Annotated in this window: 27 protein-coding genes and 1 tRNA gene; 22 read left to right on the plus strand and 6 right to left on the minus strand. The window is 30.8% G+C overall.

Annotated elements, in window-relative coordinates:
* The first annotated feature begins 286 nt into the window (after positions 1–286).
* From HMPREF2852_RS07315 to HMPREF2852_RS07335, 5 genes are all read left to right on the plus strand, one after another.
* A complete protein-coding gene (locus HMPREF2852_RS07315) occupies positions 287–859 on the plus strand; it encodes a glycerol-3-phosphate responsive antiterminator (protein WP_070607205.1) in 573 nt (190 codons plus the stop codon).
* Between the two features lie 11 nt (positions 860–870).
* Positions 871–2,376 (plus strand): glycerol kinase GlpK, encoded by a 1,506-nt coding sequence (gene glpK / locus HMPREF2852_RS07320; RefSeq protein ID WP_070607208.1) that lies wholly within the window; start codon positions 871–873, stop codon positions 2,374–2,376.
* A 127-nt stretch (positions 2,377–2,503) separates the two neighbouring features.
* Entirely contained in the window at positions 2,504–3,925 is a 1,422-nt protein-coding gene (locus HMPREF2852_RS07325; RefSeq protein ID WP_070607210.1) for an NAD(P)/FAD-dependent oxidoreductase, read from the plus strand.
* A gap of 12 nt (positions 3,926–3,937) precedes the next feature.
* Positions 3,938–5,197, plus strand: coding sequence for an NAD(P)/FAD-dependent oxidoreductase (locus tag HMPREF2852_RS07330; RefSeq protein ID WP_070607213.1), 1,260 nt, complete (start codon positions 3,938–3,940; stop codon positions 5,195–5,197).
* Complete coding sequence (locus HMPREF2852_RS07335) at positions 5,194–5,553, plus strand: DUF1667 domain-containing protein (protein WP_070607217.1); 360 nt, start codon at positions 5,194–5,196, stop codon at positions 5,551–5,553. The genes HMPREF2852_RS07330 and HMPREF2852_RS07335 overlap by 4 nt, the downstream gene beginning before the upstream one ends.
* Before the next feature lie 70 nt (positions 5,554–5,623).
* Here the strand turns inward: HMPREF2852_RS07335 and HMPREF2852_RS07340 are convergent, their stop codons facing one another.
* Together HMPREF2852_RS07340 and HMPREF2852_RS07345 are read right to left on the minus strand one after the other, a co-directional pair.
* Positions 5,624–6,049: a DUF3021 domain-containing protein gene (locus tag HMPREF2852_RS07340; RefSeq protein WP_004838014.1), complete on the minus strand. Its 426-nt coding sequence runs from the start codon at positions 6,047–6,049 to the stop codon at positions 5,624–5,626.
* Between the two features lie 9 nt (positions 6,050–6,058).
* On the minus strand, positions 6,059–6,499 hold the full coding sequence (locus tag HMPREF2852_RS07345) for a LytTR family DNA-binding domain-containing protein (RefSeq protein WP_019118266.1): 441 nt from the start codon (positions 6,497–6,499) through the stop codon (positions 6,059–6,061).
* Between the two features lie 338 nt (positions 6,500–6,837).
* Here HMPREF2852_RS07345 and HMPREF2852_RS07350 point away from each other — a divergent pair, with 338 nt between their 5' ends.
* From HMPREF2852_RS07350 to HMPREF2852_RS07385, 8 genes are all read left to right on the plus strand, one after another.
* Positions 6,838–7,767: an ABC transporter permease gene (locus HMPREF2852_RS07350; protein ID WP_019118265.1), complete on the plus strand. Its 930-nt coding sequence runs from the start codon at positions 6,838–6,840 to the stop codon at positions 7,765–7,767.
* A 1-nt stretch (position 7,768) separates the two neighbouring features.
* Positions 7,769–8,794 (plus strand): ABC transporter permease, encoded by a 1,026-nt coding sequence (locus HMPREF2852_RS07355; RefSeq protein ID WP_070607220.1) that lies wholly within the window; start codon positions 7,769–7,771, stop codon positions 8,792–8,794.
* 7 nt (positions 8,795–8,801) lie between these two features.
* Positions 8,802–9,809: an ABC transporter ATP-binding protein gene (locus HMPREF2852_RS07360; protein WP_070607223.1), complete on the plus strand. Its 1,008-nt coding sequence runs from the start codon at positions 8,802–8,804 to the stop codon at positions 9,807–9,809.
* The gene (locus HMPREF2852_RS07365) at positions 9,799–10,800 is read left to right on the plus strand and encodes an ABC transporter ATP-binding protein (RefSeq protein WP_070607225.1); all 1,002 of its coding nucleotides are present in this window, start codon (positions 9,799–9,801) and stop codon (positions 10,798–10,800) included. The genes HMPREF2852_RS07360 and HMPREF2852_RS07365 overlap by 11 nt, the downstream gene beginning before the upstream one ends.
* A complete protein-coding gene (locus HMPREF2852_RS07370; protein ID WP_019118261.1) occupies positions 10,784–12,442 on the plus strand; it encodes a peptide ABC transporter substrate-binding protein in 1,659 nt (552 codons plus the stop codon). The genes HMPREF2852_RS07365 and HMPREF2852_RS07370 overlap by 17 nt, the downstream gene beginning before the upstream one ends.
* Before the next feature lie 261 nt (positions 12,443–12,703).
* Positions 12,704–13,420 (plus strand): ABC transporter ATP-binding protein, encoded by a 717-nt coding sequence (locus HMPREF2852_RS07375; RefSeq protein ID WP_070607228.1) that lies wholly within the window; start codon positions 12,704–12,706, stop codon positions 13,418–13,420.
* Complete coding sequence (locus tag HMPREF2852_RS07380) at positions 13,410–14,405, plus strand: COG1361 S-layer family protein (RefSeq protein ID WP_070607231.1); 996 nt, start codon at positions 13,410–13,412, stop codon at positions 14,403–14,405. The genes HMPREF2852_RS07375 and HMPREF2852_RS07380 overlap by 11 nt, the downstream gene beginning before the upstream one ends.
* Positions 14,395–15,723 carry an ABC transporter permease gene (locus HMPREF2852_RS07385; RefSeq protein WP_070607234.1) on the plus strand — a complete coding sequence of 443 codons (1,329 nt, stop codon included), beginning with the start codon at positions 14,395–14,397 and terminating at the stop codon, positions 15,721–15,723. The genes HMPREF2852_RS07380 and HMPREF2852_RS07385 overlap by 11 nt, the downstream gene beginning before the upstream one ends.
* A 34-nt stretch (positions 15,724–15,757) precedes the next feature.
* Here the strand turns inward: HMPREF2852_RS07385 and HMPREF2852_RS07390 are convergent, their stop codons facing one another.
* Positions 15,758–17,245, minus strand: a complete 1,488-nt coding sequence (locus tag HMPREF2852_RS07390; RefSeq protein ID WP_070607237.1) for an NAD(P)/FAD-dependent oxidoreductase — start codon at positions 17,243–17,245, stop codon at positions 15,758–15,760.
* Positions 17,246–17,279: 34 nt separating this feature from the next.
* Positions 17,280–17,996 carry an MIP/aquaporin family protein gene (locus HMPREF2852_RS07395; RefSeq protein WP_019118256.1) on the minus strand — a complete coding sequence of 239 codons (717 nt, stop codon included), beginning with the start codon at positions 17,994–17,996 and terminating at the stop codon, positions 17,280–17,282.
* 214 nt (positions 17,997–18,210) lie between these two features.
* On the opposite strand from HMPREF2852_RS07395, the gene HMPREF2852_RS07400 reads away from it, so the two are divergent.
* The 5 genes from HMPREF2852_RS07400 to HMPREF2852_RS07420 all read left to right on the plus strand — a co-directional run bounded on the left by HMPREF2852_RS07400 (position 18,211) and on the right by HMPREF2852_RS07420 (position 24,083).
* Positions 18,211–19,242 (plus strand): M42 family metallopeptidase, encoded by a 1,032-nt coding sequence (locus HMPREF2852_RS07400; protein ID WP_070607240.1) that lies wholly within the window; start codon positions 18,211–18,213, stop codon positions 19,240–19,242.
* 99 nt (positions 19,243–19,341) lie between these two features.
* Complete coding sequence (locus HMPREF2852_RS07405) at positions 19,342–20,415, plus strand: BMP family lipoprotein (RefSeq protein ID WP_070607243.1); 1,074 nt, start codon at positions 19,342–19,344, stop codon at positions 20,413–20,415.
* Positions 20,416–20,520: 105 nt separating this feature from the next.
* Positions 20,521–22,044 carry an ABC transporter ATP-binding protein gene (locus tag HMPREF2852_RS07410; RefSeq protein WP_070607247.1) on the plus strand — a complete coding sequence of 508 codons (1,524 nt, stop codon included), beginning with the start codon at positions 20,521–20,523 and terminating at the stop codon, positions 22,042–22,044.
* A complete protein-coding gene (locus HMPREF2852_RS07415) occupies positions 22,037–23,155 on the plus strand; it encodes an ABC transporter permease (protein ID WP_070607251.1) in 1,119 nt (372 codons plus the stop codon). Before HMPREF2852_RS07410 ends, HMPREF2852_RS07415 begins: the two co-directional genes overlap by 8 nt.
* On the plus strand, positions 23,148–24,083 hold the full coding sequence (locus tag HMPREF2852_RS07420) for an ABC transporter permease (protein ID WP_070607254.1): 936 nt from the start codon (positions 23,148–23,150) through the stop codon (positions 24,081–24,083). Before HMPREF2852_RS07415 ends, HMPREF2852_RS07420 begins: the two co-directional genes overlap by 8 nt.
* Before the next feature lie 402 nt (positions 24,084–24,485).
* On the opposite strand, the gene HMPREF2852_RS07425 is transcribed toward HMPREF2852_RS07420, so the two are convergent.
* A tRNA-Pro gene (locus HMPREF2852_RS07425) sits at positions 24,486–24,562 on the minus strand.
* Between the two features lie 82 nt (positions 24,563–24,644).
* The gene (locus HMPREF2852_RS07430; protein ID WP_070607257.1) at positions 24,645–25,097 is read right to left on the minus strand and encodes a 2-thiouracil desulfurase family protein; all 453 of its coding nucleotides are present in this window, start codon (positions 25,095–25,097) and stop codon (positions 24,645–24,647) included.
* A 43-nt stretch (positions 25,098–25,140) separates the two neighbouring features.
* Between HMPREF2852_RS07430 and HMPREF2852_RS07435 the strand changes: the two genes are divergently transcribed.
* The 4 genes from HMPREF2852_RS07435 to HMPREF2852_RS07450 all read left to right on the plus strand — a co-directional run.
* Positions 25,141–25,590 (plus strand): ribonuclease domain-containing protein, encoded by a 450-nt coding sequence (locus HMPREF2852_RS07435; RefSeq protein ID WP_070607260.1) that lies wholly within the window; start codon positions 25,141–25,143, stop codon positions 25,588–25,590.
* Positions 25,591–25,845: a barstar family protein gene (locus tag HMPREF2852_RS07440; protein WP_070607264.1), complete on the plus strand. Its 255-nt coding sequence runs from the start codon at positions 25,591–25,593 to the stop codon at positions 25,843–25,845.
* A 28-nt stretch (positions 25,846–25,873) separates the two neighbouring features.
* A complete protein-coding gene (locus tag HMPREF2852_RS07445; protein ID WP_004838035.1) occupies positions 25,874–26,224 on the plus strand; it encodes a hypothetical protein in 351 nt (116 codons plus the stop codon).
* Positions 26,217–26,438, plus strand: a 222-nt coding sequence (locus HMPREF2852_RS07450) for an ATP-binding cassette domain-containing protein (protein ID WP_148130563.1), incomplete at its 3' end; no start/stop codon positions are given. The genes HMPREF2852_RS07445 and HMPREF2852_RS07450, both read left to right, overlap by 8 nt.

Raw genomic sequence — 26,438 nt, forward strand, 5'->3', positions numbered from 1 at the left:
TATTGGTGGGTTTGTCGACGCTCTGAGATGGATTATTTCCATCTTTTTTATTTGAAAATTTTAAATTTAAAATGATTTCAAAATTTTATTTTAAAAAATAACAATTAAAAAATAAAAAAATCTTTGAATTTACAATGATAAGAGAAAAATTTAAAAAAATAAAAAATATTAGATGAAATTGTTTGCATTTATAAATTTTATGTGCTACAATGAGGTTGTAATAAATATATTTGGAGAAGCGAGCACTTATTTTTTATAGGGCTCGCTTTGTGTATTTGGAGGAAAAATGATTGATATAGTAGATTTGCTTTTTGATAATCCTTGTATTATGGCAATAAAAGATAATACGGATTTGAAAGAATGTATTAAAGATGATTACAAGAATAATAAAATAGTTTTTGTTCTTTATGGAAATATTGAAAATATAACCAATATTGTTGAAAAATTAAAAGACCATGACAAGATTGTTTTTGTTCATGAAGACCTTATTGAGGGACTTTCTTCATCATCTCTATCTTCATCATTTATAAAAAAATACACAAATGCCGATGGAATTATTACAACAAGAAGTCAAAATGCGGCTTATGCAAGAAGAATAGGACTTTTATCCATACTAAGATTTTTTGTACTTGATTCCTTGTCCTATAAAAATGTAAAAGAAACTTTAAAAAAAGCAAATTGTGATCTTGTTGAAATACTTCCTGGTATTATGCCAAAAATACTAGATGATATAGACAAAAGAACATCAATTCCTATAATTGCTGGAGGCCTTATTAGAGATAAAAAAGATGTTTTTGATGCCCTTAATTCAAAGGCGGTTGCCGTATCATCATCAAATTATAATGTTTGGAAAATGTAAAAGGAGTTTGTATGACAAAGTATATTATGGCGTTGGATGCTGGAACTACAAGTAATAGAGCAATTATTTTTAACAAAAAAGGCGAAATAATGTCTGTTGCTCAAAAAGAATTTACTCAATTTTTCCCACACCCTGGTTGGGTTGAACATGATGCTACAGAAATTTGGTCTACTCAACTTGGAGTTTGTACTGAAGCAATTGCAAAATTAGGTATTGAATCAAAAGATATTGAAGCTATAGGAATTACAAACCAAAGAGAAACAACAATAGTTTGGGAAAAAGCAACAGGAAAGCCAGTTTATAATGCAATCGTTTGGCAATGTAGAAGAACAGCTGATATGGCTGACAAATTAGTAGAAGATGGTTACAGAGAAACAATTCAAAATAAAACCGGACTTGTAGTTGATCCATATTTTTCAGCAACAAAAATTAGGTGGATTTTAGACCATATCGAAAATGGACAAGAAAGAGCAGAAAACGGGGAGCTTTTATTTGGTACTGTTGATACATGGTTAATTTATAATTTAACTCGTGGAAAAGTTCACGTAACAGATTATACAAATGCTTCAAGAACTATGATCTTTAATATTCATACTCTTGAATGGGATGATGAACTTCTAGAAATTTTAAATATTCCAAAATGTATGCTTCCAGAAGTTAAACCATCAAGCTATGTTTATGGAAATACTTTTGCTGGATATTTTGATGGCGAAATTCCTATAGCAGGAATCGCAGGTGACCAACAAGCAGCTTTGTTTGGACAAACATGTTTTAACAAAGGGGATGCAAAAAATACTTATGGAACAGGTGCCTTCTTACTTATGAACACAGGCGAAGAAGCAGTTAAATCTGATAACGGACTTGTAACAACAATTGCTTGGGGACTTGAAGAAGGAAAAGTAAATTATGCTCTTGAAGGATCAATCTTTGTTGCAGGTTCTGCAATTCAATGGTTAAGAGATCAATTAAGAATTGTTGATGCAGCTGATGATACTGAATATATGGCTACAAAAGTTGATGATACAAATGGTTGTTATGTAGTTCCAGCTTTCACAGGACTTGGTGCTCCATATTGGGATGCTTATGCAAGAGGAGCAATCGTAGGAATTACAAGAGGAACTAGCAAATACCATATTGTAAGAGCAACTCTTGAGTCCCTTGCATATTTAACAAACGATGTATTAACAGCAATGGCAAAAGATTCTGGTGCACCACTTAAAGAATTAAAAGTTGATGGAGGAGCAAGTGCAAATAATTTCTTAATGCAATTCCAAGCTGATATGATTCAAACAAAAGTTGAAAGACCAGAAACTCTTGAAACAACAGCTCTAGGCGCTTGCTACTTAGCAGGACTTGCTGTAGGATTCTATCAAGATCTTGAAGAAATTAAAGAAAACAGACTTGTTGATAGAGAATTTACACCAGAAATTTCTATTGAAGAAAGAGATAAAAAAGATAGAAACTGGCAAAGAGCTATGCAAAGAGCCTTTGGATGGGCAAATCACTACGAAGAATAATTTTACAAAGATTATATAATGTAATATAATAAAATTAACAATAAAATAAGACGATGAGAAAGCGAGTTAAAGTAGACCCTACTTTAACTTGCTTTTTTTCATTTAAATTTATTTGAAAGGAAGAAATATGTTTGATGCAATAATTATAGGAGCAGGAGTAACGGGTACTTCTATTGCCTACCAACTATCAAAGAAAAAAGGAAAATTTCTAGTTTTAGAAAAAAATGAAGATGTATGCACAGAAACTTCAAAAGCAAATTCTGCAATTTGCCATGGTGGTTATGATGCACATCCAGGCACAATGAAAGCAAAAATGAATGTAAGAGGAAATCACATGATGGAAGATGAAGCTAAAAAATTATCTTTCCCTTACAAAAAAATTGGAACTTTTGTTCTTTGTCATAGCGAAGAAGATATGCCAAAATTACAAGCTCTCTACGATCAAGGAATTGAAAACGGCGTTTCTGGCATGGAAATTTTAAACAGAGAAGAAGTTTTAAAAATGGAACCAAATATAACGGATGATGTTGTGGCTGCTTTGTATGCAAAAGAGGCAGGAATTGTTGATCCATTTTTGATGAATATTGCCTTTGCAGAAGTTTCTAATATTAATGGAGTTTCCTATAAATTTTACGAAAAAGTTATAAAAACTGAAAAGAAAGACGGATATTGGGAAGTTTCTACTGAAAATAATACATATCAAACCAAGGCAGTTATAAATGCTGCTGGAGTATATTCGGATGAAATTCATAATCAAGTTTCAGATGAGAAATTTGAAATAAAAGCAAGACGTGGAGAATATTTACTTTTGGATAAGGATACAAAAGGATTTGTAAATCACGTTATGTTTAATCTTCCTACTGAAAAAGGTAAGGGAATTTTGGTATCTCCAACAATCGATAACAACACTCTTGTAGGTCCAACATCAGATTTTATTGATGATAAACATGATAGACGTTCAACAAGAGAACACATTGAAGAAGTTATAGAAAAATCAAATCACACTGTAAAAAATGTTCCTGTAAGAATGGTTATAACTTCATTTTCTGGAAACAGAGCTCACGAAGTAGGCGGAGATTTTATCTTAAAAGAAAGTCTTGATGGATTTTTTGACTGTGTAGGAATTGAGTCCCCTGGTCTTACATCAGCTCCAGCTATTGGGGAATATATGGCAAATCTTGTAAGCGAAAAACTAAATCTTGAAGAAAATAAAGATTTTACTTATGATAGAAAACCAACTCCAAAAACTAGCGAATTAAGTCTTGAAGAACACGACGCATTAATTAAAAAAGACAAGAGATATGGCAAAATCATTTGTAGGTGTGAATCTATAACAGAAGGCGAAATTGTAGATGCAATCAATCGTCCTCTTGGTGCTACAACTGTTGATGGAATTAAAAGAAGAGTAAGAGCTACAGCAGGAAGATGCCAAGGAGGATTCTGTTTGCCAAGAGTTATGGAAATACTTGCAAGAGAATTGGGCGAAGACTATGACGATGTAGTAAAAAATGGAAAAGATTCTTACTACATAAAAGGACATGTAAAGTAAGGAGCATTTAAGATGAAAAATTATGATTTAGTAATAATAGGTGGGGGTCCTGCAGGACTTGGAGCTGCAGCTCGTGCCTATGATGAAGGAATTGAAAATATACTTATAGTTGAAAGAGATGAAATGCTTGGAGGAATTTTAAATCAATGTATCCACAATGGTTTTGGTTTACACAGATTTAATGAGGAACTTACAGGTCCAGAATATGCTCAAAGATTTATAGATGAAGTTGAAAAAAGAGATATAGATGTTTTATTAAATACAATTGTAATAGATTTTGCAAATGATAAAACTATTACTTTGATGAATGAAGAAAATGGAATGTTTACTTTAAAACCAAAAGCTCTTATCCTTGCTATGGGTTGTAGGGAAAGGCCAAGAGGAGCGTTAAATATTCCAGGAAGTAGACCAGCAGGAGTATTTTCAGCAGGAACAGCTCAAAGAATGATAAATCTTGAAGGCTATATGCCAGGAAAAAAAGTAGTTATTTTGGGTTCTGGTGATATTGGTTTAATTATGGCAAGAAGAATGACTCTAGAAGGAGCGGACGTTCAATGTGTTGCTGAAATAATGCCATTTTCTGGAGGATTAAAAAGAAATATTGTTCAATGTTTAGATGATTTTGACATTCCACTTTATTTTAATACAACAATCTCATCAATTGAAGGAGATGAAAGAGTTACAGGCTGTACTCTTTCACAAGTTGATGAAAATATGAAAGTAATTCCTGGAACAGAAAAACACTTTGACTGTGATACAATTTTACTTTCAGTAGGACTTTTGCCAGAAAACGAACTTACAAAACAAGCAAAAATTGAAATTGATCCAAAAACAAAAGGAGCGGTAGTTTCAGATAGGCTAATGACAAATGTTGATGGAGTATTTGCAGCAGGAAATGTTCTTCACGTTCACGATTTGGTAGATTATGTAACAGAAGAAAGCGAACTTGCAGCCAAAAATGCAGCAGATTATATTAAAGATAATTTCCAAAAATCACAAAAAGAGCCAATTTATTTAAAGGCAGGAGATGGAATTTCTTATACACTACCACAATATATAAATCCAGACACCATGCAAGATGAAGCTATAATTAGGTTTAGGGTAAACAATGTTTATCAAAATAGAATTTTAAAAATGTTTGTTGACGGAAAAGAAGTAACAAAGAAAAGAAAATTAGTTTATGCTCCAGGAGAGATGGAAAATTTAATTTTGAAGAAAAAAGATATAGATGAAAATGCAAAAGAAATAGAAATAAAATTGGAGGAAATATGAAAAAGGATTTAACTTGTATAAATTGTCCTCTAGGCTGCCTTGTGACAGTAACAATGGATGAAGAAGGAAATATAACCGATGTTACAGGAAATACCTGTAAAAGAGGAGAAGTTTACGCTAGAAACGAAGTGAAAAATCCGGTAAGAGTTGTTACATCAACTGTAAAACTTGATGGTGGAAAAGAATATTCGGTTTCAGTAAAAACTGCCGATGCAATTCCAAAAAACAAAATGAACGAAGTAATGGAAGAAATAAATAAGGCAAGTATAACAGCTCCAGTTCATGTTGGAGATATAGTTATAGAAAATATAGCAGATACTGGAATTTCATTAATAGCTACAGCAAACAGAAAGTAAAAGCAAATTAAATAGCATTAACTAAGAAAAAGTGATGAGCATAAAAAAATTTTAGCTCATCACTTTTCTTTTACTTAAATTTTTTATTTAATTTTTCAATTTCAGATTTTGTTGAAAAATATATTAATGCCCAAATTATTAAATATATTATTACAAAAAATATTAAAGAAATAAGCGCTGTTTTTATATCAGGTAGCCATTTTAGGTATAATCCTACTATTACAAAATATATGGCTAGAATTGAAAAATGAATAAGACTTGCCTTTAACAAATTATCTTCTTTTATTATTTTATCTCCAATAGAAGATACTATTCCAAAACCACCATATAAGATTATCTCAATAATTCTTGCTTTTAAAAGAGAGTCTTGTCCATTTAAAAATTCTGGAACTCCCAAAGTGATTTCTCCTATAGCAAGGGAAATAAATATTTCTATGATACTTCCAATTCCAACTCCTATCAAAAATGATGCTAATAAATTTTTTAAATATTTCATAATTTCCTCCTAAAATCCTAAGGCTTTTTTAAATTCTTTCAAATATCTCCTGGAAACATAGGAAATGCTTCCGTTTTTAAATTCCACTGCTATTGTTCCTTTAAAAGAAAGGTCTAGTTTTTTTACATAATCAAGATTTATAATTTCATATCTTGATATTTTTATAAATTTATTTTTGTTTAGCCTTTCATAAAGTTCATAAAGTCTGATTCTAGATTTATACTCACCGTTTTTGCTTTCAATAAATACATTTTTATCCTTAGTTATGCACCTAATAATTTCTTCATATTCCAAAAGATAAATTTCATCATCTTTAAAAACAACAAGTTTATCAATATTGGTAGTTTCAAGACTTCTTTTTATATTTTCAATATCTTCGTTATATGAAGGAGCATAAATTTTTACAAGACTTTCATCTAAACTTTCATCAATTATTAATTCGACTTTCATTAAATCCTCCTTGTGTTTATATAATACATAAAAATTTTTACCTTGACTACAATATTTAGACAAGCGGTCACTAAATTTATATAAGCGGTTTTTATCGAAAAATTTGAAGAAAATAAGTGTGGAATAAATAAATATTAAAATATTTTTATAAGCTTAGTTTTTATGAGGAAAAATTTAAAATAAATTAATTTTTTTGGAAAAATATTTTAAATTTTTGTTTTTTGAAATCGGCGAAAAGTATTGATAAAGCTTAATTTATAACGTTATCACATTAATAATTTACTGCGCTTGCAATTTATCTTGATAAAGTATATAATTAGATAAAACAAGGAGGAAATATGATTAAGTACATAATAAAGAGAATTTTACAAGCGATAGCAGTTTTGCTTTTGGTAACTTGTATTACTTTTTTTCTCATGAAGCTCGTGCCTGGTTCACCTTTTGCAAGTGAAAAATCTCAATCGCCTGAGGTGCTAGAGGCTTTAAATAAAAAATATGGATTAGACCAACCTTATTCTGTGCAACTAAAAAGATTTATTGTAAATGCTCTTCACGGAGAATTTGGCGTATCTTTAAAAATGCAAAAAAACAGACCAGTTATCGATATTATAAAAGAAATGCTTCCAACAAGTGTAAAACTTGGACTTATCGCACTTTTGTGGGCGACTTTGGTGGGAGTTCCTTTAGGTGCTCTCGCAGCTTATCACAGAGGCGAAAAGTTGGATTCATTTTTGAGGGTTTTGACAACCATAGGAATTTCCGCTCCTGGCTTTGTAGTAGCAACTCTCCTACTTTTATTTTTTGGTGTAAAATTAAAAATTTTTCCAACAATGGGACTTAACACTGTTGGCTCTTATTTTATGCCATGTTTTTCTTTAGGATTTTATCCTATGTGCTACATAGCAAGGTTGTCAAGATCATCAATGCTTGATGCAATTGGTCAAGATTATATTAGAACAGCAAGAGCAAAGGGAGTTTCTGAAGGAAAAATTTTATTTAAGCACGCCCTAAAGAATGCTTTTATTCCAGTTTTAACTTATCTTGGACCACTTACTGCTGGAATTATTACGGGATCTATGGTAGTTGAATCAGTTTTTTCTGTTCAAGGACTTGGTAGATATTTTATTAACTCAGTTTTAAATAGAGATTATCCAATAATAATGGCGACAACACTTTTTTTTGCCTTTATGGTAATTGTTATGAATATGGTTGTTGATATTTTATACAGATTTATAGATCCTAGAATAGACTTGACTAAAGGAGATTAGTATGGAAGATTTATTTAGTTTAAATTCAAAATTAAAATTAGAGGAATATGAATTTTCATCTGATGATTTTGAGCTTGCATCTGAAAGCTCAAAAGAAAATTTCATGACCAAAACTCCTCCAACTTCCTATCTTCAAGATGCCTTACGAAGGCTAAAAGAAAATAAAGTAGCTATGGTTTCTATTGGATTTTTGATAATTGTTTGTATCTTTGCTTTTATCGGACCATTTTTGGCAAAAGGAGATTACACAACTCAATACAGAGGCGATGAAAATTTATTTCCTTGTCTTAGGTATCCTTTTGGAACTGATAAATTAGGAAGAGATTTGATGGTTCGTACAATGTATGGAACTAGAGTTTCACTAATAGTTGGAATTTTTGCATCATTTATTGTTTTGATAATAGGAACAATTTATGGAGCAATTTCTGGATATTTTGGTGGAAGGGTAGATGCTATAATGATGAGAATTTTGGATTTGATTTACTCAATTCCAGATGTACTTGTAGTAATTTTATTATCAATTGGTATATCACAACCTATGAAATCTTTTGTGAATTCATCAACATCAGAATTTGCAAAAAAAATTGGTGTTCTAGGACCTGCTCTTATTTCAATATTTATTGCCTTTGGTCTACTTTATTGGGTAGGAATGGCAAGAATTATAAGAGGACAAGTTTTAATGCTAAAAAAACAAGAATTTGTTACAGCAGTTGAAGCTTTGGGTGGTTCTAAAAAAAGAATAATTAGAAGGCACTTATTTCCAAATTGTATAGGACAAGTAATAGTTATGACTGCCATGCAAATACCATCAGCAATATTTCTAGAATCATTTTTATCATTTTTGGGAATTGGAGTTTCAGCACCTATGACATCCCTTGGTGCTTTGGCAGCAGATGCTCTTGGAGGAATTTATTCCTACGCTTATAGATTAATAATTCCTTCTTTACTATTAAGTTTGATGATTTTATCATTGAATTTATTTGCAGACGGACTAAGAGATGCCTTAGATCCAAGGTTGAAAAAATAGGTGGCTTATGGAAAATATAAAAGAAAATAAAAAAGAAGTTTTAAAAATTGAAGATTTAAGCATATCATTTTACACACCTGTTGGAGAAGTTAAGGCAGTTGATTCAATAAATTATACCCTACACGAAAATGAAATTATGGGAATAGTTGGAGAATCTGGCTCTGGAAAATCTGTAGAAAGTTATGGCATAATGGGTCTTTTACAAGAGCCAGGCAAGGTAAAATCAGGAAAAATTCTTTTTAAAGGAGAAAATGTTCTTGATTATGACAAAAATAAAATGAGTGAATTTAGGGGAGCAAAATGCTCCATGATTTTTCAAAATCCAATGACTTGCCTAAATCCAGTTTATACAATTGGAAACCAACTTATGGAAGCTTTGTTGGTACACAAAAAATGCTCAAAAGATGAAGCCTACCAAAAGGCTGTTGATATGCTTGATAGCGTTGGAATTTCCAATCCAAAAAGACGTATGAAACAATATCCTCACGAATTATCAGGAGGAATGAGACAAAGGGTAATGATTGGAATGGGACTTATTTGCGAACCAGATATTTTGATAGCAGATGAGCCGACAACAGCTCTTGACGTAACAATTCAAGCTCAAATTCTTGAATTAATAAAAGAATTTCAAAATAAATCAAAAATGAGTGTAATTTTTATCACTCACAACCTTGCAGTAGTTGCACAAATTTGCGATACAGTTAGTGTAATGTATGCAGGAAGAATTGTAGAACAAGGAAGTGTAGAAGAAATATTTTACAATCCTAAACATCCTTACACCAAAGGACTTTTAAAATCAATGCCAAGAATTGATTCAAAAGAACAAGTAAGGCTTGAAAGTATAAAAGGAACTCCTGTGGATATGCTAAACCCACCAGAAGGATGTGGATTTTCGACAAGATGCGAACATTGCATGAATATTTGTCTAAAAAAAGAACCGCCAATGCTTGAAATGGGAAATGGACACAGATCAAAATGTTTCCTACACATAAAGGAGTCAATAAATGGAAGATAATAAATTATTAATATGTGAAAATATAGTAAAACATTTTGAAGTTCAATCTTCCTTTAATAAAGTAAGCAAAGTTCATGCAGTAGATAATGTATCCTTTTTTATAAGAAAAGGAGAAACACTTGGGATTGTAGGAGAATCTGGTTGTGGAAAAACAACACTTGGAAGAACAATTTTAAGATTACACGAACCTACAAGTGGAAAAATAATTTATGATGGAGAGGCGATTTTTGATAGCGAAAAAAATATTCGCCCAGAAATGTATAAATTAAGAAGGAAAATGCAAATAATTTTTCAAGATCCATCAGCATCCCTTGATCCAAGAATGACAGTTCAAGAAATTGTTGGAGAGGCTTTAGACATTCACGGCCTATACAAAAAAAATAGACAAGAAAGAATAAATGAACTTTTAAGAACAGTAGGATTAAACGAAGAACACTCAAATAGGTATCCTCACGAATTTTCAGGAGGACAACAACAAAGGATAGGAATTGCAAGAGCACTTGCAGTTGAGCCAGAATTTATTGTTTGCGATGAGCCGATTTCAGCTTTGGATGTATCAATCCAAGCACAAATTGTAAATATGCTAGAAGATATGCAAAAAGAAATGGGTCTTACATATTTATTTATAGCTCACGACCTGTCAGTTGTAAAACATATTTCAGATAGGATTGGAGTAATGTATTTGGGGAAAATGGTTGAACTTGTTGATGCCGAAAGACTTTATGAAAACCCATTACATCCTTACACCCAATCCCTACTCACAGCTATACCAGTTCCAGATCCCAAACTTACTAGATCGTTAAAAAGAATAAAGCTAGAAGGAGAAGTTCCATCGGCGATTAATCCGCCAAAAGGTTGTAGGTTTCATGAAAGATGTCCGTATGCGACAGAAATTTGTAAAAAGGAAGAGCCGGAGTTTAGAGAAGTAGAAGAAGGACACTATGTAAGTTGTCACAATTTAGGAGGTAATAAAAATGAAAATGAAGGCTAAATTATTAGTAGGCTTGTTGAGTTTATCAATGCTGTTTACAGGATGTGGAGGAAACAATTCTAAAAGCAATGATAGTAGCAATTCTAATGTTGCAACAAACGAAGAAGAAGGCAAAAAAGATGGAGTATTGGATATAAATATTGCATCAGAACCAGAAACAATAGATCCACAATTAAACACAGCATCAGATGGATCAATAATGATCTCTCACATGTTTGAATCTCTATTAAGATGGGATGATGATGGAAAAGGAAATGCTGTTTTAAAACCAGGTATTGCTGAAAAATGGGATGTTTCAGAAGATGGACTAAAATGGACCTTTAAATTAAGAGATGCAAAATGGTCAGATGGAAAACCAGTAACAGCAAATGACTTTGTTTATGCTTGGAACAGACTTGTAGATCCAAAAACAGGAGCAGACTATGAATATATGCTTGATATGGTAAAAGGATATGAAGATAAAAAACTTGATATCTCTGCTCCAGATGATAAAACTTTTGTAGTAAATTTAAATGTAAAATGTCCATACTTTGAAGAAATTTGTGCATTTCCTGCAGTTATGCCAGTTAGAAAGGATATTGTAGAAAAAAGTGAAACTTGGACAAACTCTCCTGATACATTAGTATCAAATGGACCATTTAAATTAGAAAAATGGGATCACAATCAAACTTTAACAATGGTTAAAAACCCAGAATATTATGATGCAAAATCAGTTAAGGCTGAAAAATTATCTTTCCATTTACAAGATGATCAAAACGCAATCTATGCTGCTTATAGATCAGGAGATTTGGATTTTGTAAACTCAGCACCACAAGAAGAAATTAAAAAACTTCTAGATACAAAAGAATTAAAGACTCTTCCATACGTAGGAACATATTTTGTATGTTTCAATACAGAAAAGAAACCATTTGACGATCCAAAAGTAAGAAAAGCATTCTCACTTGCAATTGATAGAAACTTTATAGTTGATCAAGTTACAGGAAGAGGAGAAAAAGCTGCTAGCGGTTTTGTACCAGCAGGAGTTTATGATGCAGATGGAGCTAAAGGCGATGACTTTAGAACAGTTGGTGGAGATTATTATTCAATAAAATCTGACGAATATGAAAAAAATATTAAAGAAGCCAAAAAACTTATGGAAGAAGCTGGATTTAAAGACGGCAAGGGCTTCCCACAAATTGATTATCTATACAATACAGACGATAACCACAAGGCTATAGCAGAAGCTTTACAAAATATGTGGCAAGAAAATCTAGGCGTTCAAGTTAATCTTCAAAACCAAGATTGGAATGTATTCTTGAAAGAAAGAAAAGAAGGAAACTACAATATAGCAAGACACGGATGGATTGCTGACTACAACGATCCAATGAGCTTTATCGATATGTGGTTAACAGGCGGTGGAAATAACGACGCTCAATATAAAAATGAAGAATTTGATAAATATGTAAAAGCAGCTAAAGCAACATCAGACCAAAAAGAAAGAATGGAAAATATGCACAAGGCTGAAGACATATTAATAAAAGATGATTCAGTAGTAGCTCCAATTTATTTCTATGTAAATCCATACATGATGAAACCAAATATCAAAGGAATGTACTACACACCACTTGGATATTTCTTCTTTAAATCAGCAACAGGATTCTAGAAAAAAATATAGTAAGTAGGGAAAATTTTATAAAATAAGTAAAATTTTTAAATCAATTCTTTAAATAGAAATTTAAGAATTTATAAAAAGTCTATGGGTTTTTACTCATAGATTTTTTTTGTGATTTTTTAATGTTTTAAGCTTTATTTGGTAAAAAAAATTAAAAAAAATTTAGAAAAATAGTTGATTAATATTAAAAAAAAATTATATAATAGGAAAAACAATTTATTATTTTAGATTAATCAATTAAAAGGATCTTGTATGACTTTTATTCAAATAAAAAATGTAAAAAAATATTATAAGCTTGGTTCAAATATTATAAAAGCTTTAGATGGAATTGATTTAACAATTGATAAGGGCGAATTTATTGCTTTGCTTGGGACTTCTGGATCTGGCAAATCGACTTTGTTAAATATTCTTGCAGGTCTTGAAAGACCTTCTTTTGGAGATGTTTTATACAAAAATATTTCTTTAAATTCTTTGAGTGAGGAAGATATAACTAGATTTAGAAACTTAAATATTGGTTTTGTTTTTCAATCATATAATCTTATGCCTTATCTTACGGCTATAGAAAATGTAGCTTTGCCTTTAATTTTTAAAGGCGAGGGCAAAAAAGAAAGAGAAGAGAAAGCCTACCAAATTTTAAAAGACATGGGGCTTTCTAAAAGAATTTACAATAAACCAAACGAGCTTTCTGGCGGACAACAACAAAGAGTTTCCATTGCTCGTGCTTTTGTGGGAAATCCAAATATTATTTTTGCTGATGAGCCTACGGGAAATCTTGATACAAAAACTTCTTTTGAAATTATGGAATTGATAAAATCAATTGTTAGAAAAAATAATCAAACCCTTATTATGGTAACGCATGATGAGGAAATGACAGAATTTGCTGATAGAACCCTTTTTATGAGAGATGGACTTATAGAAAAAATACATGAAAAATTAAGTATAGATGAGGTATTAAAAAATGGAAAATAATCAAGTTGAAAACACTACAAATTTTAATAAACAAGATGATTCTGCCAATGAGCAAGCTCAAATAAGAAATAAACCAAAATTAATTATTTCTTCATATAAAATCCAACCAAAAATGGTTGAAGCTGGAAAAGATTTTGATATAATTTTAACTTTGTATAATACGAATGCACAAAATGCTATATTTAATTTGAAAGTTTCTCTTGACCAAGCATCTTCAACTGAGCAAGTTTCTGGAAATAATCAAGCAGGTTCGGAAACTGCTTATGGGAATGAGGGATCTGTTTTTACACCAGTTGAAAGGTCAAATACTTTTTATAGGTCTGCAATTTATCCTTGGAATTATTCAACAGAAACTATAAAAATGAATGTTTTGCCTAATACAAAAGCTGGCAATTATCAAATGAGCGTTAATTTTGAATATGAAGATTATCTTGGTAATCAATATCAAACCACAGAAAGTATAGGAATACCTGTTGTAGCAACTGCAGCAATAAGTACAAGTGATATTAATATAGATGAACTATTTGTTGGAGAAGATACAAATGTTTCGATGAATATTTACAATACTGGCAAGGATAATTTGACAAATTTTATGTGCAAAGTCGAAGGAGAAGGCTTTGATGTAGATGAAAATAGTCATTTTATTGGAAATTTTGCACAAGGAGCGAGCGAATCTTTTTCTTTTAATATGAATCCTAAAAAAGAAGGGCCTATAAAGGGAAAAATAATTTTAACTTATGAAGATTCCAAGGGAGAGGTTCACAAGGAAGAAAAAACTTTTAAAAAACAAGTTCAAATGTCCCAAAATGAAAATGTGGATGAAAATGGCAACCCAATAGAATCTACCGAACAAGTAGAACAAGATTTTAATATGGCACCTGTTATAGGAATTGGCTCTATTTTTCTAATAGTTTTATTGATTTATTTTATAAGAAAAAGGAGTAAAAAGAAAAAAAATAAGGAATTAGATTTAGATGAAAATTAAAGATAGGATAGATATTGCCTTTAGAAATCTTTTGAGAAGAAAATCTAGAACAATTCTTACCATACTTTCAGTTTTGATTGGAACAGTGTCAATAATAATGATGATTTCCTTGAGTTTGGCGATGGCAAAACAACAAAGAGATATGGTTGAATCTTTTGGAGGATTGGAAAATATAGAAATAAGTTCTGACAAAGCACAAACTTCTATAAATCAAAGTAGCATAGGCAAGTTTAAAAAACTAAAACATGTAAAATATGTAATTCCACACAAGGATTTATATACAGAAATTTTTTTGAAAAAGAATAAAGATACAAAACTTGAAGCAAATAATGGAATAAGCCTTATACCTGATAAGGTCTTTGCTCAAATAAAATCTGACATGCTTGATTCAGGATCAAATTTAAATCCATCAGATGATTTGTCTATGATTTTGGGTTCAGACTATCACTTATATAAGATGAAAAAACAAGGTGAATCCTTTGAACAAGAAGACGTTGAAGGCTTAAATATTTTAAAAGAAAAATTTGTGTTAAGATTAGGCTATGAAGATATGGAAAATAATCCCACAGACGAAGAAGGAAATTCTAAGCCGACTTTCGCAGATCTTGAAATAAAAGTTAAGGGGATAATGAATGAATCAAGTTTTTTAGAAAAAAGTAGAATGTATATAAATGAAAAAACTTATAAGACTTTGCAAAAAGAAGATAAAAAATTGCAAAGCCCAAGCCTTGATGATATGAGCGAAGATGGAGGGAAAAAATCAAATTATTTGTACAAAAATATTACCCTTGTATGTGATGAATATGAAAATGTAAAAGCAGTAGAAGATGAAGTAAAGTCGATGGGATATCAAACATCATCATCAATAGATATGATAGAAGAGATAAATAAATCCACAAAAACAATAATGCTCATACTTGCAGGAATAGGTTCAATCGCCTTTATTGTAGCAGCGATAGGAATAATAAATACAATGCTTATGAGCATATACGAAAGGCAAAAAGAAATTGGTCTTATGAAAGTAATTGGCGCAAGCGTTTCAGATATAAAGACTATGTTTTTATTAGAATCAGGATTTATAGGATTTTTTGGAGGGCTTGTAGGCTTACTTATTTCTTATTTGTTAGGATTTATAGCAAATAAATTTTTGCTAGCAGGATTCGCCCAAGCCATGGATACAGCTTTGGAATTTAATATCCCAATTTGGCTAGGAGTTATGGCAGTGATTTTTTCATCATTTATAGGAATTCTAGCAGGCTACCTACCAGCAATAAGAGCAACAAAATTATCAGCAATAGAAACATTAAGAAGCAATTAAAAAAACCACAGGCATGGAGCCTGTGGTTTTTTTATTATTCTTCTAAATTTTTTTCTTCTAATTCTTTTATGAAATCATTAATATCTTTTTTATTTATTCTAGAAATTCCGGAATGTTCGCTGTCGAATTTTCTGTTTAAAATTTTTTCTCCTGTTTCGTCTTCCATAACTTCTAGAACTCTTTGCCTACAGAAATTTCCTTGGCAAAATCCCATTCCACTTCTTGTACGTCTTTTTATTGCGTCGAATGTTAAACAAGGTATGCCCCTGTTCATTGCATCTCTTATTGTTTTTTCGCTAACTTGTTCACATCTGCATACAAGCCTTTCGGGATTTCCAAGTGGCAAATCAATTTTATCTTTTACCTTATTAAAATCTTCAAGCTCTTTGTATTCTATAATAGGTTTTCTATAAGGATTGTAGGAAGGATCATTTTCCAATTTTAAATTTAAATCTTTTAAAATATTTTCAACAATTTTGGCAACTTCTGGAGAAGAAGTTATGCCTGGTGATTGGATTCCTACAACATTTATAAAACCAGAAGTTTTGGTATTTTCTATTATAAAATCTCCCGTTGATGAAGCAGGTCTAAGTCCTGCAAAGGAGCGGATAAATTTTTTTAAATCAATTACATCATCTTTTACAGATTTTAATCCAAGCTTGTAAATTTCTGCAAGCCTTTCAATGTGTGTTCCAAGATCGATTTCTTCTTCATCAATGGCATCAGGGCCTAAAAGAAGATTGTTGTGGTAGGTTCTTGTTACAAGAATTCCTTTTGATTTTGGAGATGGCGTTTGGAATAAAACTTGTTTTATTTTCTCGCCAGTTCCTTTTTGCATAAGTAAATATTCGCCACTTCTTGGATGGATTGTAAAGTTTGTTTCTGTAATCATGCTTGAAATTTTTGCTCCGTTTAATCCAGAAGCATTAATTACAAATTTTCCTTCATAAGTATTGTCATCAGAAGTTTTTACTTTAAAAATATCTTCTTCTTTTTTGATATCAACAACTTCACTTTGAAGTTTTAATTCAGCGCCATTTTCTATGGCATTTTCTACAAGGGCAATAACGTATTCGTATGGAGAACAAACGCCAGCTCCTTTGCAATAAAGAGCGGATATTGCATCATCGGATACATTAGGTTCTATTTGTCTAAGCTTTTCTTGATTAATTATTTCAATATCATCAAGATTATTTTCAAGACCCATTTTGTAGAGTTTATTAAGTTCTTTTTCATCATCTTCATCAAAAGCTAAAACCAAAGATCCGTTTTCCAAAAATCCGAAGTTTAGCTCTTGGTTTAACTTATTAAATTCCACTCTTCCCTTGTAGCAAATTCTTCCTCTTAGCTCATCATGGCTTTCAGCATAGCCACCATGAACTATGGCAGAATTTGCCTTGCTAGCTCCCATGGACACATCAAGCTCTTTTTCTAAAATTAAAATATTTAATTTATACCTAGAAAGTCTTCTTGCAATTGATGCACCAGTTACACCAGCACCGATTACTATTACATCATACATTTTATTCTTCTCTTTTCTTAAAATTTATAAATAATTAAAATATAAAATTAAAAACTGGAACTGCTAATATACCACCAATTATTGGTCCAACAACAGGAATCCATGAATATCCCCAGTTTGGATCAACTTTGTTTTTGAAAGGTAATACTGCATAAGCAATTCTTGGTCCCAAATCTCTTGCAGGATTAATTGCATAACCTGTTAGTCCACCTAAACTCATACCGATTGAAACGATAAGACCAAATACATATAATTTGTCAACGCCACCCATTCCAGCGCCAGCAACATTACCAAATCCTAAAATAGCAAATACTAAAACAAAAGTTCCAATAATTTCTGATAATAGGTTTCTAAAAGTATTTGGTATAGTTGGAGCTGTGCAGAAAGTTGCTCTAACTGTTAATGGATCATCGCTTGTTGCGTCATAATGATCTTTAAATAAAATATAAACTAAAATAGCTCCGCAGAATGCTCCAAGCATTTGTCCAATTATATAAGAAGGAACTGTATTCCATTCAATTCCACCATTAAATGCAAGAGCAATTGATAGGGCTGGATTAAAATGAGCACCTGTTAATGCACCAAAAATACAAGCTGGAATCATAACTGCAAGACCCCAAGCAAATGTAATTTGAACAGGACCTGCACCTTTTTGTCCACTCTTATTCAATAGAACGTTTGCAACAACTCCATCTCCCAATAAAATAAGTAACATTGTTCCAAAAAATTCACCTAGTATTATGTCTCTCATAATAACCTCCTGTTTTATTACTAAATATAAAAAAAGCAACAAAAATAATGGGATAAATTTGTTGCAAAGTCTCTTTTTATATTCAGCTGTGAAAATGTTTACACCCATATTATAGCACATATATTTTTATAATACAAATATTTATTTTATTTTTAAATTTACAAGGAAAAATTTTTAATTTATAATTAAATTATAAAAAAATAAAGGAGTAAAAATGGACAAAAATACAATAATAACTTATATAAAAGAATTATGCACAAGGCCATCACCAACTGGTTTTACAAAAAAATGCGAAAAATATTTGATGGAAGAATTTAAAAATTTAGGATACAAGCCTTACCAAAATAATAAGGGAAATGTAATCGTTCCAATTTATGTAGATAAAAAAAATAAAGATGATGGACTTTTATTATCAGCTCATATCGACACGCTTGGTCTTATGGTAAGAAGTATAAAAGAAAATGGAGGAATTCAAGTTACAACTCTTGGTGGCTTTCCATTAAATTATGCAGAATTTGAAAATGTAAAAATTTTTACAAGAGATGGAAAAGAATTTGAAGGAGTTTTTAGATTGAATGAGCCTTCAGTTCATGGATCAGATACACCAAAAATTTCAAAAAGAAATTTTGATGAAATGGAAGTTGTTATTGATGAGCTTGTTGAAAGCGATGAGGATGTAAAAAAACTTGGAATAAATCCTGGAGATTTTATTGCTCTTGATTCAAGATTTAGATATTCAAATGGCTTTGTAAAATCACGCCACCTTGATGACAAAGCATCAAGCGGAGTTTTGCTTGCCCTTGCAAAAGAAATTAAAGAAGAAAATATAAAATTTGATAGAAATATTTATATGATGTTTACAACTTATGAAGAAGTAGGACATGGAGCAAGTTCGGGCCATCCATCTGGAATAAAAGATATGATTGCGGTAGATATGGGAGTTGTTTTCGATGATTTAAAAACAAATGATAGAAAAGTTTCAATTTGTGCAAAAGATTCATCAGGTCCTTACAATTTTGATTTAACAAATGATTTGATAAATACAGCCAAAAAAATTGGAATTGATTTTGCAATTGATATTTATCCATTTTATGGCTCAGATGCATCTGCTGCTATGAGCTCATTTTATGATTATAGGCACGCCCTTGTAGGCTGTGGAATTTCAGCATCTCATGGCTATGAAAGATGTCACGAAAATGCCTTGATGAATTTGTTTGATTTATTAAAAACTTATATATTAAAATGAAAAATAATTTTATTATTGTAAAATAGCTAGACAGAAAGATAAATTTCATATAAAATAGTATTACACAAAAAAAACAATTTCTTAATTTAAGGGGGAGAGATGAAAATTAAAAAAATTATGGCTGGAGCTCTAACTCTAGCACTTTCACTAAGCATTACAGCTTGTGGATCAAAAAAAGATTCTGATAACGGTTCAATGGCTTCTACAGCTTCTAATGCAAATGGAGCAAAAGTATCAGCTACAATGGTAACTGACCAAGGTGGAATAAATGATAAATCATTTAACCAATCTGCTTATGAAGGATTAAAAGCTTACGAAAAAGATGGAAAAATTAAATTTGATTATATTGAATCACACAAAGATTCTGATTATCAACCAAACCTTGAATCAGCACTTGATAGTGAATCAGATTTGATTTTTACAGTAGGATATGCTCTTTATGATGCAACAAGCAAGGCTGCAAAAGACAATCCAGATCAAAATTACGCAATAATCGACAACGCAAATCCTGATAAAATTGAAAATCTTTTAGGAATAACATTTGCAGATAATGAAAACTCATTTTTAGTTGGATATATTGCAGGAATGAAAACAGAATCTAACAATGTTGGATTTGTAGGTGGAATGGAATCAGCAGTAATCGATAGATTTGAATATGGATTTAGAGCTGGTGTAAAACAAGCGGCAAAAGAAAAAGGAAAAGACATAGAAGTTCAAGTTCAATACGCAAATTCTTATGCTGACCAAGCAAAAGGAAAAAATATTGCTAACCAAATGTATCAAAAAGGTGCAGATGTAATCTTCCATGCAGCTGGTGGTACAGGAATTGGAGTATTTGAAGCAGCAAAAGAAAATAATAAATACGTAATCGGCGTTGACCGTGACCAAAAAGAAGAAGCTCCAGATAATATTTTAGCTTCAACAGTAAAAGGTGTAGGTAAAGCTGTTCAATTAACACTTGATGATTACAAAGATGGAAAATTCAAAGGTGGAGAAACAAGAGCATTCTCACTTAAAGATGGAGAAGCTTTGGATATAGCTTATGGAGATAATGACCTAGTAGACCAAAAAGTTAAAGACAAGGTTGAAGATTTAAGAAATCAAATCGTTGATGGAAAAATTAAAGTTCCACAAAACGAAGAAGAATTTAAATCAATGGGTTACGACAAATAAGTAAAAATCTACTAAGAAAAAATAAGTAATTAAAAGAGTAGGAAGAAAAACTACTCTTTTTTTTACAAAAATATTTAGAAAATTCTAAATTAATAGTGAGGTATTATGGATAAGTATTTAAATGAAAGCCCAGTTGTTTCATTAAAAAATATTCATAAAAGCTTTGGCGACAAGAAAGTTTTAAAAGGCGTAGATTTTGACCTTCACAAATGTGAAGTACACGCTCTGCTTGGAGAAAATGGAGCTGGTAAAACTACTCTTATGAATATTTTATATGGAATGTTTCCTCAAACTGAAGGAAACATTTACATAAAAGGCGAAGAAATTATAAATAATTCACCAAAAAAAGCAATTAGCATGGGCATAGGAATGGTTCACCAACATTTTATGCTGATAGAACCATTTACAGTAACAGAAAATATAATATTAGGTTACGAAGGAAAAAATTCTTTCATTGATAGAGATAAGGCAAAAAAAGAAGTTGTTAAATTAAGCCAAGAATATGGACTTATTATAGATCCGGACAGCAAAGTTGCGGATATATCGGTTGGACAACAACAAAGGGTTGAAATTTTAAAAGCTTTATATCATGGAGCAGATATTTTGATTTTTGATGAGCCAACAGCAGTTTTAACTCCTCAAGAAATAAATGAATTTATAGAAATAGTTGAAAAATTAACTGAACTTGGAAAATCAGTTATAATAATTACCCACAAATTAAAAGAAATTAAAGCTATGGCAGATACTTGTACCATAATTAGAAGGGGAGAATACATCGACAAAGTTAATGTTAAAGATGTAAGTGAGGCTGATCTTGCTGAAAAAATGGTAGGCCGTGATGTAAGCTTTAATGTAAAAAAAGAAAAAATTGACCTTGGCGAAGAAATATTTAAGATAGAAGATCTTTGGGTTAAGGACAACAGAAAAGTTGACAAGGTAAAAGGCTTAAATCTTTCGATAAGAAAAGGAGAAATTCTAGGAATTGCAGGAGTTGATGGAAACGGTCAAACAGAATTAATAGATGCAATTTCTGGAATGAGAAAAGCTCAAAAAGGAAAAGTTATTTTAAAAGGAGAAGATATTACTAATAAAGCTCCTAGAAATATAATTGACCTTGGCATGAACCAAATTCCAGAAGATCGACAAAAAAGAGGTCTGGTTTTAGAATATCCAATTAAAGATAATTTGATTTTGGAGAATATAGATAAAGACTTTACAAAAAATGGAATTTTGGATTTCAAAAAAATAGAAGAAAACGCAAACAATTTGATTGATAAATTTGATATAAGACCAAATGATATAAACGAAAAAGCAGGAAGTCTTTCAGGCGGAAACCAACAAAAAGTAATTATCGCAAGAGAGATTACAAATGATCCGGATTTATTAATAGCTGCTCAACCAACAAGAGGACTTGACGTTGGAGCAATAGAATTTATCCACCAATATTTGGTAGAGCTTAGAAATCAAGGTAAGGCAGTTTTATTAATAAGTTTTCAATTAGATGAAGTAATGGATTTATCTGATAGAATTTGCGTAATTTATGATGGACAAATTGTAGGAGAGCTTGATCCAAAAGAAACTGATGAATACGAAGTAGGAAGATTAATGGCAGGAGGAGATCATGAATAAGAAAGCAAAAACAAAAAGAAAAAATTCTTTTTCAAATTCAAAATTATTATTTACTCTTGTATCAATAATCTTGGGACTTTTGGTAGGAGCTATAGTTCTTTCTCTTACAGGTTATAATCCAATAGAAGCTTATGGAAAATTAATAGAAGGAATTTTTAAATCCCCAAGAAATATCGGCTGGGCTCTTGTAAATTCAACTCCAATTATTCTTACAGGTCTTGGTGTATGTTTTGCTTTTCAAACAGGACTATTTAATATGGGAGCAGAAGGACAATTTATAATTGGTTCAACTGTAGGATTTTTGATGGGCTACTTACTAAAACTTCCACCAGTAATCCATGTTATTGTTACAATAATTGTTGCACTTTTGGCAGGATTTATTTATGGAGGTCTTGCTGGATTTATAAAATCAAAATTTGGAATTCACGAAGTAATTTCTACCATAATGCTTAACTGGGTAGCCTTTTATTTTCAAAATTTTATAGTTTATCGCTATCAAAAACCAAATTCTATGGGAACATTTGATATAAATGATTCAGCAAAAGTTACTCTAGTTACAAATGCTAGCCAAAAATTTGATGGATTTTTTGGAAAATTTTTTAGAGCACCAATTCATTTAGGAATAATTCTTGCTATTGTTAGCGTAATTATTATTTGGTTTATTCTTGAAAAAACAAGTCTTGGTTATAAATTAAAAGCCGTAGGATTAAACAGAGAAGCAAGTGAGTACGGTGGAATTGATGCAAATAAAAAGATAATCCAATCAATGGCAATTTCTGGATGCTTGTGTTCGCTTGCAGGCGTAACTCAAGTAATGGGTTACACTTATTCACTTCCTTTATTATCAGCTATGGAAAATTTTGGATTTGATGGACTTGCAGTTTCACTTTTGGCATCTAACAATCCAATAGGATGTATTTTCTCAGGCTTATTTTTGGGATCATTAAAATATGCAGGAAGTAATTTACAAAGAACGATGGGAGTTCCTAGTGAATTAATTTCTATAATTATAGGAACAATAATTTTATTTACTGCTATTCCTTTAATATTTAGAATTATAAAAGCAAAAGTAAACAAAAAGAAAAATAGAAAGGCGGGAAATAATGCTTAATTTGACAGTTTTAGGATTAATAATTGGAAATACACTTTCAAATGCTACACCAGTATTATTGACTGGCCTTGGTGGAATGATTTCAGAAAAATCTGGAGTAGTAAATATTGGACTTGAAGGAATGATGACAATAGGTGCTTTAGTAGCAGCGACAGTAGGATATTATGTAGGAAATCCATGGCTAGGATTTTTGGCAGGAGGTCTTGCTGGAATGTTTTTTGGACTAATCCATGCACTTGTTTCAGTTACATTTGCAGGAGATCAAACAATTTCTGGTATTGCTATAAATACATTAGCACCAGGTTTGGCTTTGTTTCTAGCAAGATTATTTTTTGATGGCGCAACTCAAACCCCATCAATTGCTTTGGAAAATAAAATTCCTAGATTATTTGACGGTTTGATTACAAATCAAGCGCTAAAAAATATTTTTTCTCAATATGCGACAGTTTATATTGCTTTAATATCTGTAATTTTGCTTTATGTATTTTTATATAAAACAAAATGGGGACTAAGGCTTATTGCAGTTGGAGAACATCCAAAAGCAGCTGAAACTTTAGATATTTCTGTAGGAAAAATTAGGTATCTTGCAGTAATGTTTTCAGGATTTATGGGAGGACTTGGAGGAGCTTCTATGTCACTTGCAGTAGTAAGTGTATTTTCTCCAACCTTAATTGCAGGTCAAGGATACATTGCACTCGTTTGTGTAATATTTGGAAATTGGAGGCCACAAGGAGTTTTGATAGGTTCATTATTTTTTGGACTAACCCAAGCTATAGCAACCTATTTAACAGGAACAACAATAAGCCTTCCAATGGAATTTATTTCAATGATTCCATACATTTCAATTTTGATTTTCTTAATTTTATTTAATAAAAAATCAAATGCACCAAAAGCAAGTGGTAAGCCATATTTGACAGAAGATATTTAAAATAATAGAATATAAAAATAACCCATATCGATCTAAGAATCAAAAGAGAACTCATAGATAGATTTAATAAATGAGATCTCTCCACAAGGTCGAGATGGGTTATTTTTTTCATTAATAATTAATAAATAAAAAGTAGAATGTTTTTTAAATTTTATTTTTAAAATTTATATAAGCCAAAAAAGATAAAATAAAAAAATTAGCAATAAAATAAAGAGTTCCATAACCCATCTCTACCGATTATAAAGAGAGGAGAGATCTCTTTTATGGGTTAAATTTTTATTTTGCTTATTGCTAAAGAATTTTTTAAAAAAATAGGCATAAAAAAAGCACCGCTCGGTGCAATTTTAAAAGGGAAAATTTACGTATTACAACTAAAAAAGCAAGCTTTAGCTTGCAAAAAAATGGTCGGGGTGAAAGGATTCGAACCTTCGGCCTCATGGTCCCAAACCACGCGCGCTACCAAGCTGCGCCACACCCCGATGTCCTAACGACAATATATAATATACCAGCTTTAAAAATATTTGTCAAATATTTTTTTGAAAATTTTTTAAAATTTTAAGATTAGCTAATTTTAGCTTTTAGGTAAGAATAAAATTCTTCAATTTCCTTTTCGCTGAAAATAATTATATCATTTTTCTTTAAAATTTGGCAAGTTATTCCGTCGCCTTTTATTAAATTTTTATTAAAATTTCCATCATAAATAAAATCTTTTCCGCAAGATGGAGATTTTGCTTTTAAAAGGGCGATTTTTATATTATTTTTCTTACAAATTTCTAGGGCGATTTGTCCGCCTTTTTTAAAATTTTTTGTAAAATCTACTCCATCAACATTTATCACTTTAGAATTTTTTATTTCACATGGCTTTCTTGGTGTTTTCATTCCTGAATCTACTTCTGGGCAAACGTCTATGAAATTTATTTGTGGAAATTTTTCTTTTAAATTTTTTATTTCGTTATTTTTTCCGTCATAGCGACAATTTATTCCCAAAAGACATCTTGATATTAATACATTCATATTTTTATCCTTTCTGATATAATTATAGCAAAGGAGTAATTAAATGAAAATTAAAAACTTTTTTTATAAATTTATTTTAAGTTTTTTTCTTATTTTTGCTTTTACTGGATGTGTAAAGCATGAAAATATTAATTCTAATGAAGAAGTTGAATGTACAAGTCTTCTTGAAGATAAGGCTTATTATAAAAAAGATGATGTAGTTGATTATATTAAGGCATATAAAAAACTTCCTCCAAATTTTTTGACAAAAAAAGAGGCGAAAAAACTTGGTTGGATTCCTAAGAAAGGAAATTTGTGGGAAGTTACTGATAAGGGAGTAATTGGTGGAGATTATTTTGGTAATTTTGAAAAAAATTTACCTGATGCAAATTACAAGGAATGTGATGTAAATTATTTTGGTGGAAGACGTGGTGGTGAAAGACTTATTTATGATGAGGATTTTAATATTTTTTACACCAAAGACCATTACAAAAGTTTTACCAAGGAGAATTAGATGATTTGTTTGGATGGAAATAAATTTAAGTCAAGGGATGAGGCCTTTTCTTATTTAAATGAAAAAATTGATTTTGAATATGAAGTAAATAATCTTGATGGGCTTTTTGATGAACTTTCTATGCTTGATGAGAAAATTGTTATTAAAAATTATCCTTTTATTTATAAAAATTTGAATGATTATGGGGAAAAATTTTTGTCTTGTTTTATGAAGGCAAGTCTTTGTTTTGATTTGGAAATTGATTTTCTATCATAGATTAATATAGTAAAGAAAAGGAGCTAATATGGAAGATAGGTCAGTAAATAATGAAATTAGAAACTTTGTTGCCAAAAATATTATAAATAATTTTCTAAAAAATGGGGATAAGTTTTATGATAAGGAATTTCTTATTAATAAATTTAGAGTAAATCCTTCTTATGTGGATAAAACTTACCAAAGACTTTTGGATGAGGATTTGATTGAGGCGAAAAGTGATTATTATTATATGAAAATTGATGAAAACAAAAGAAATGCCCTAATTGTGGAATTTGCAAATGGATATTTGAATGAATTTTTAAAAAATATGAATTCAATAGGAATTACAAATGAGGGAGTTTATGATTTTGTATCTTTGAGGATGAATGCTAATGGATAATATATTAGAAATAAAAAATTTGAAAAAAACTTATGGCAAAAAAAATGTGCTTGATGGTATTGATTTAAAACTTGAAAGAGGGAAAATTTTGGGACTTATGGGTCCAAATGGTTCAGGAAAAACTACTCTTTTAAAATGTATTATGGGACTTATCAAGCCTAATGATGGAGAAATTTTAATTGATGGGAAAAAAGTTGGAGTTGAAACAAAAAAA

This window comes from Anaerococcus sp. HMSC065G05 (assembly GCF_001812365.1).
GTDB lineage: Bacteria > Bacillota > Clostridia > Tissierellales > Peptoniphilaceae > Anaerococcus > Anaerococcus vaginalis.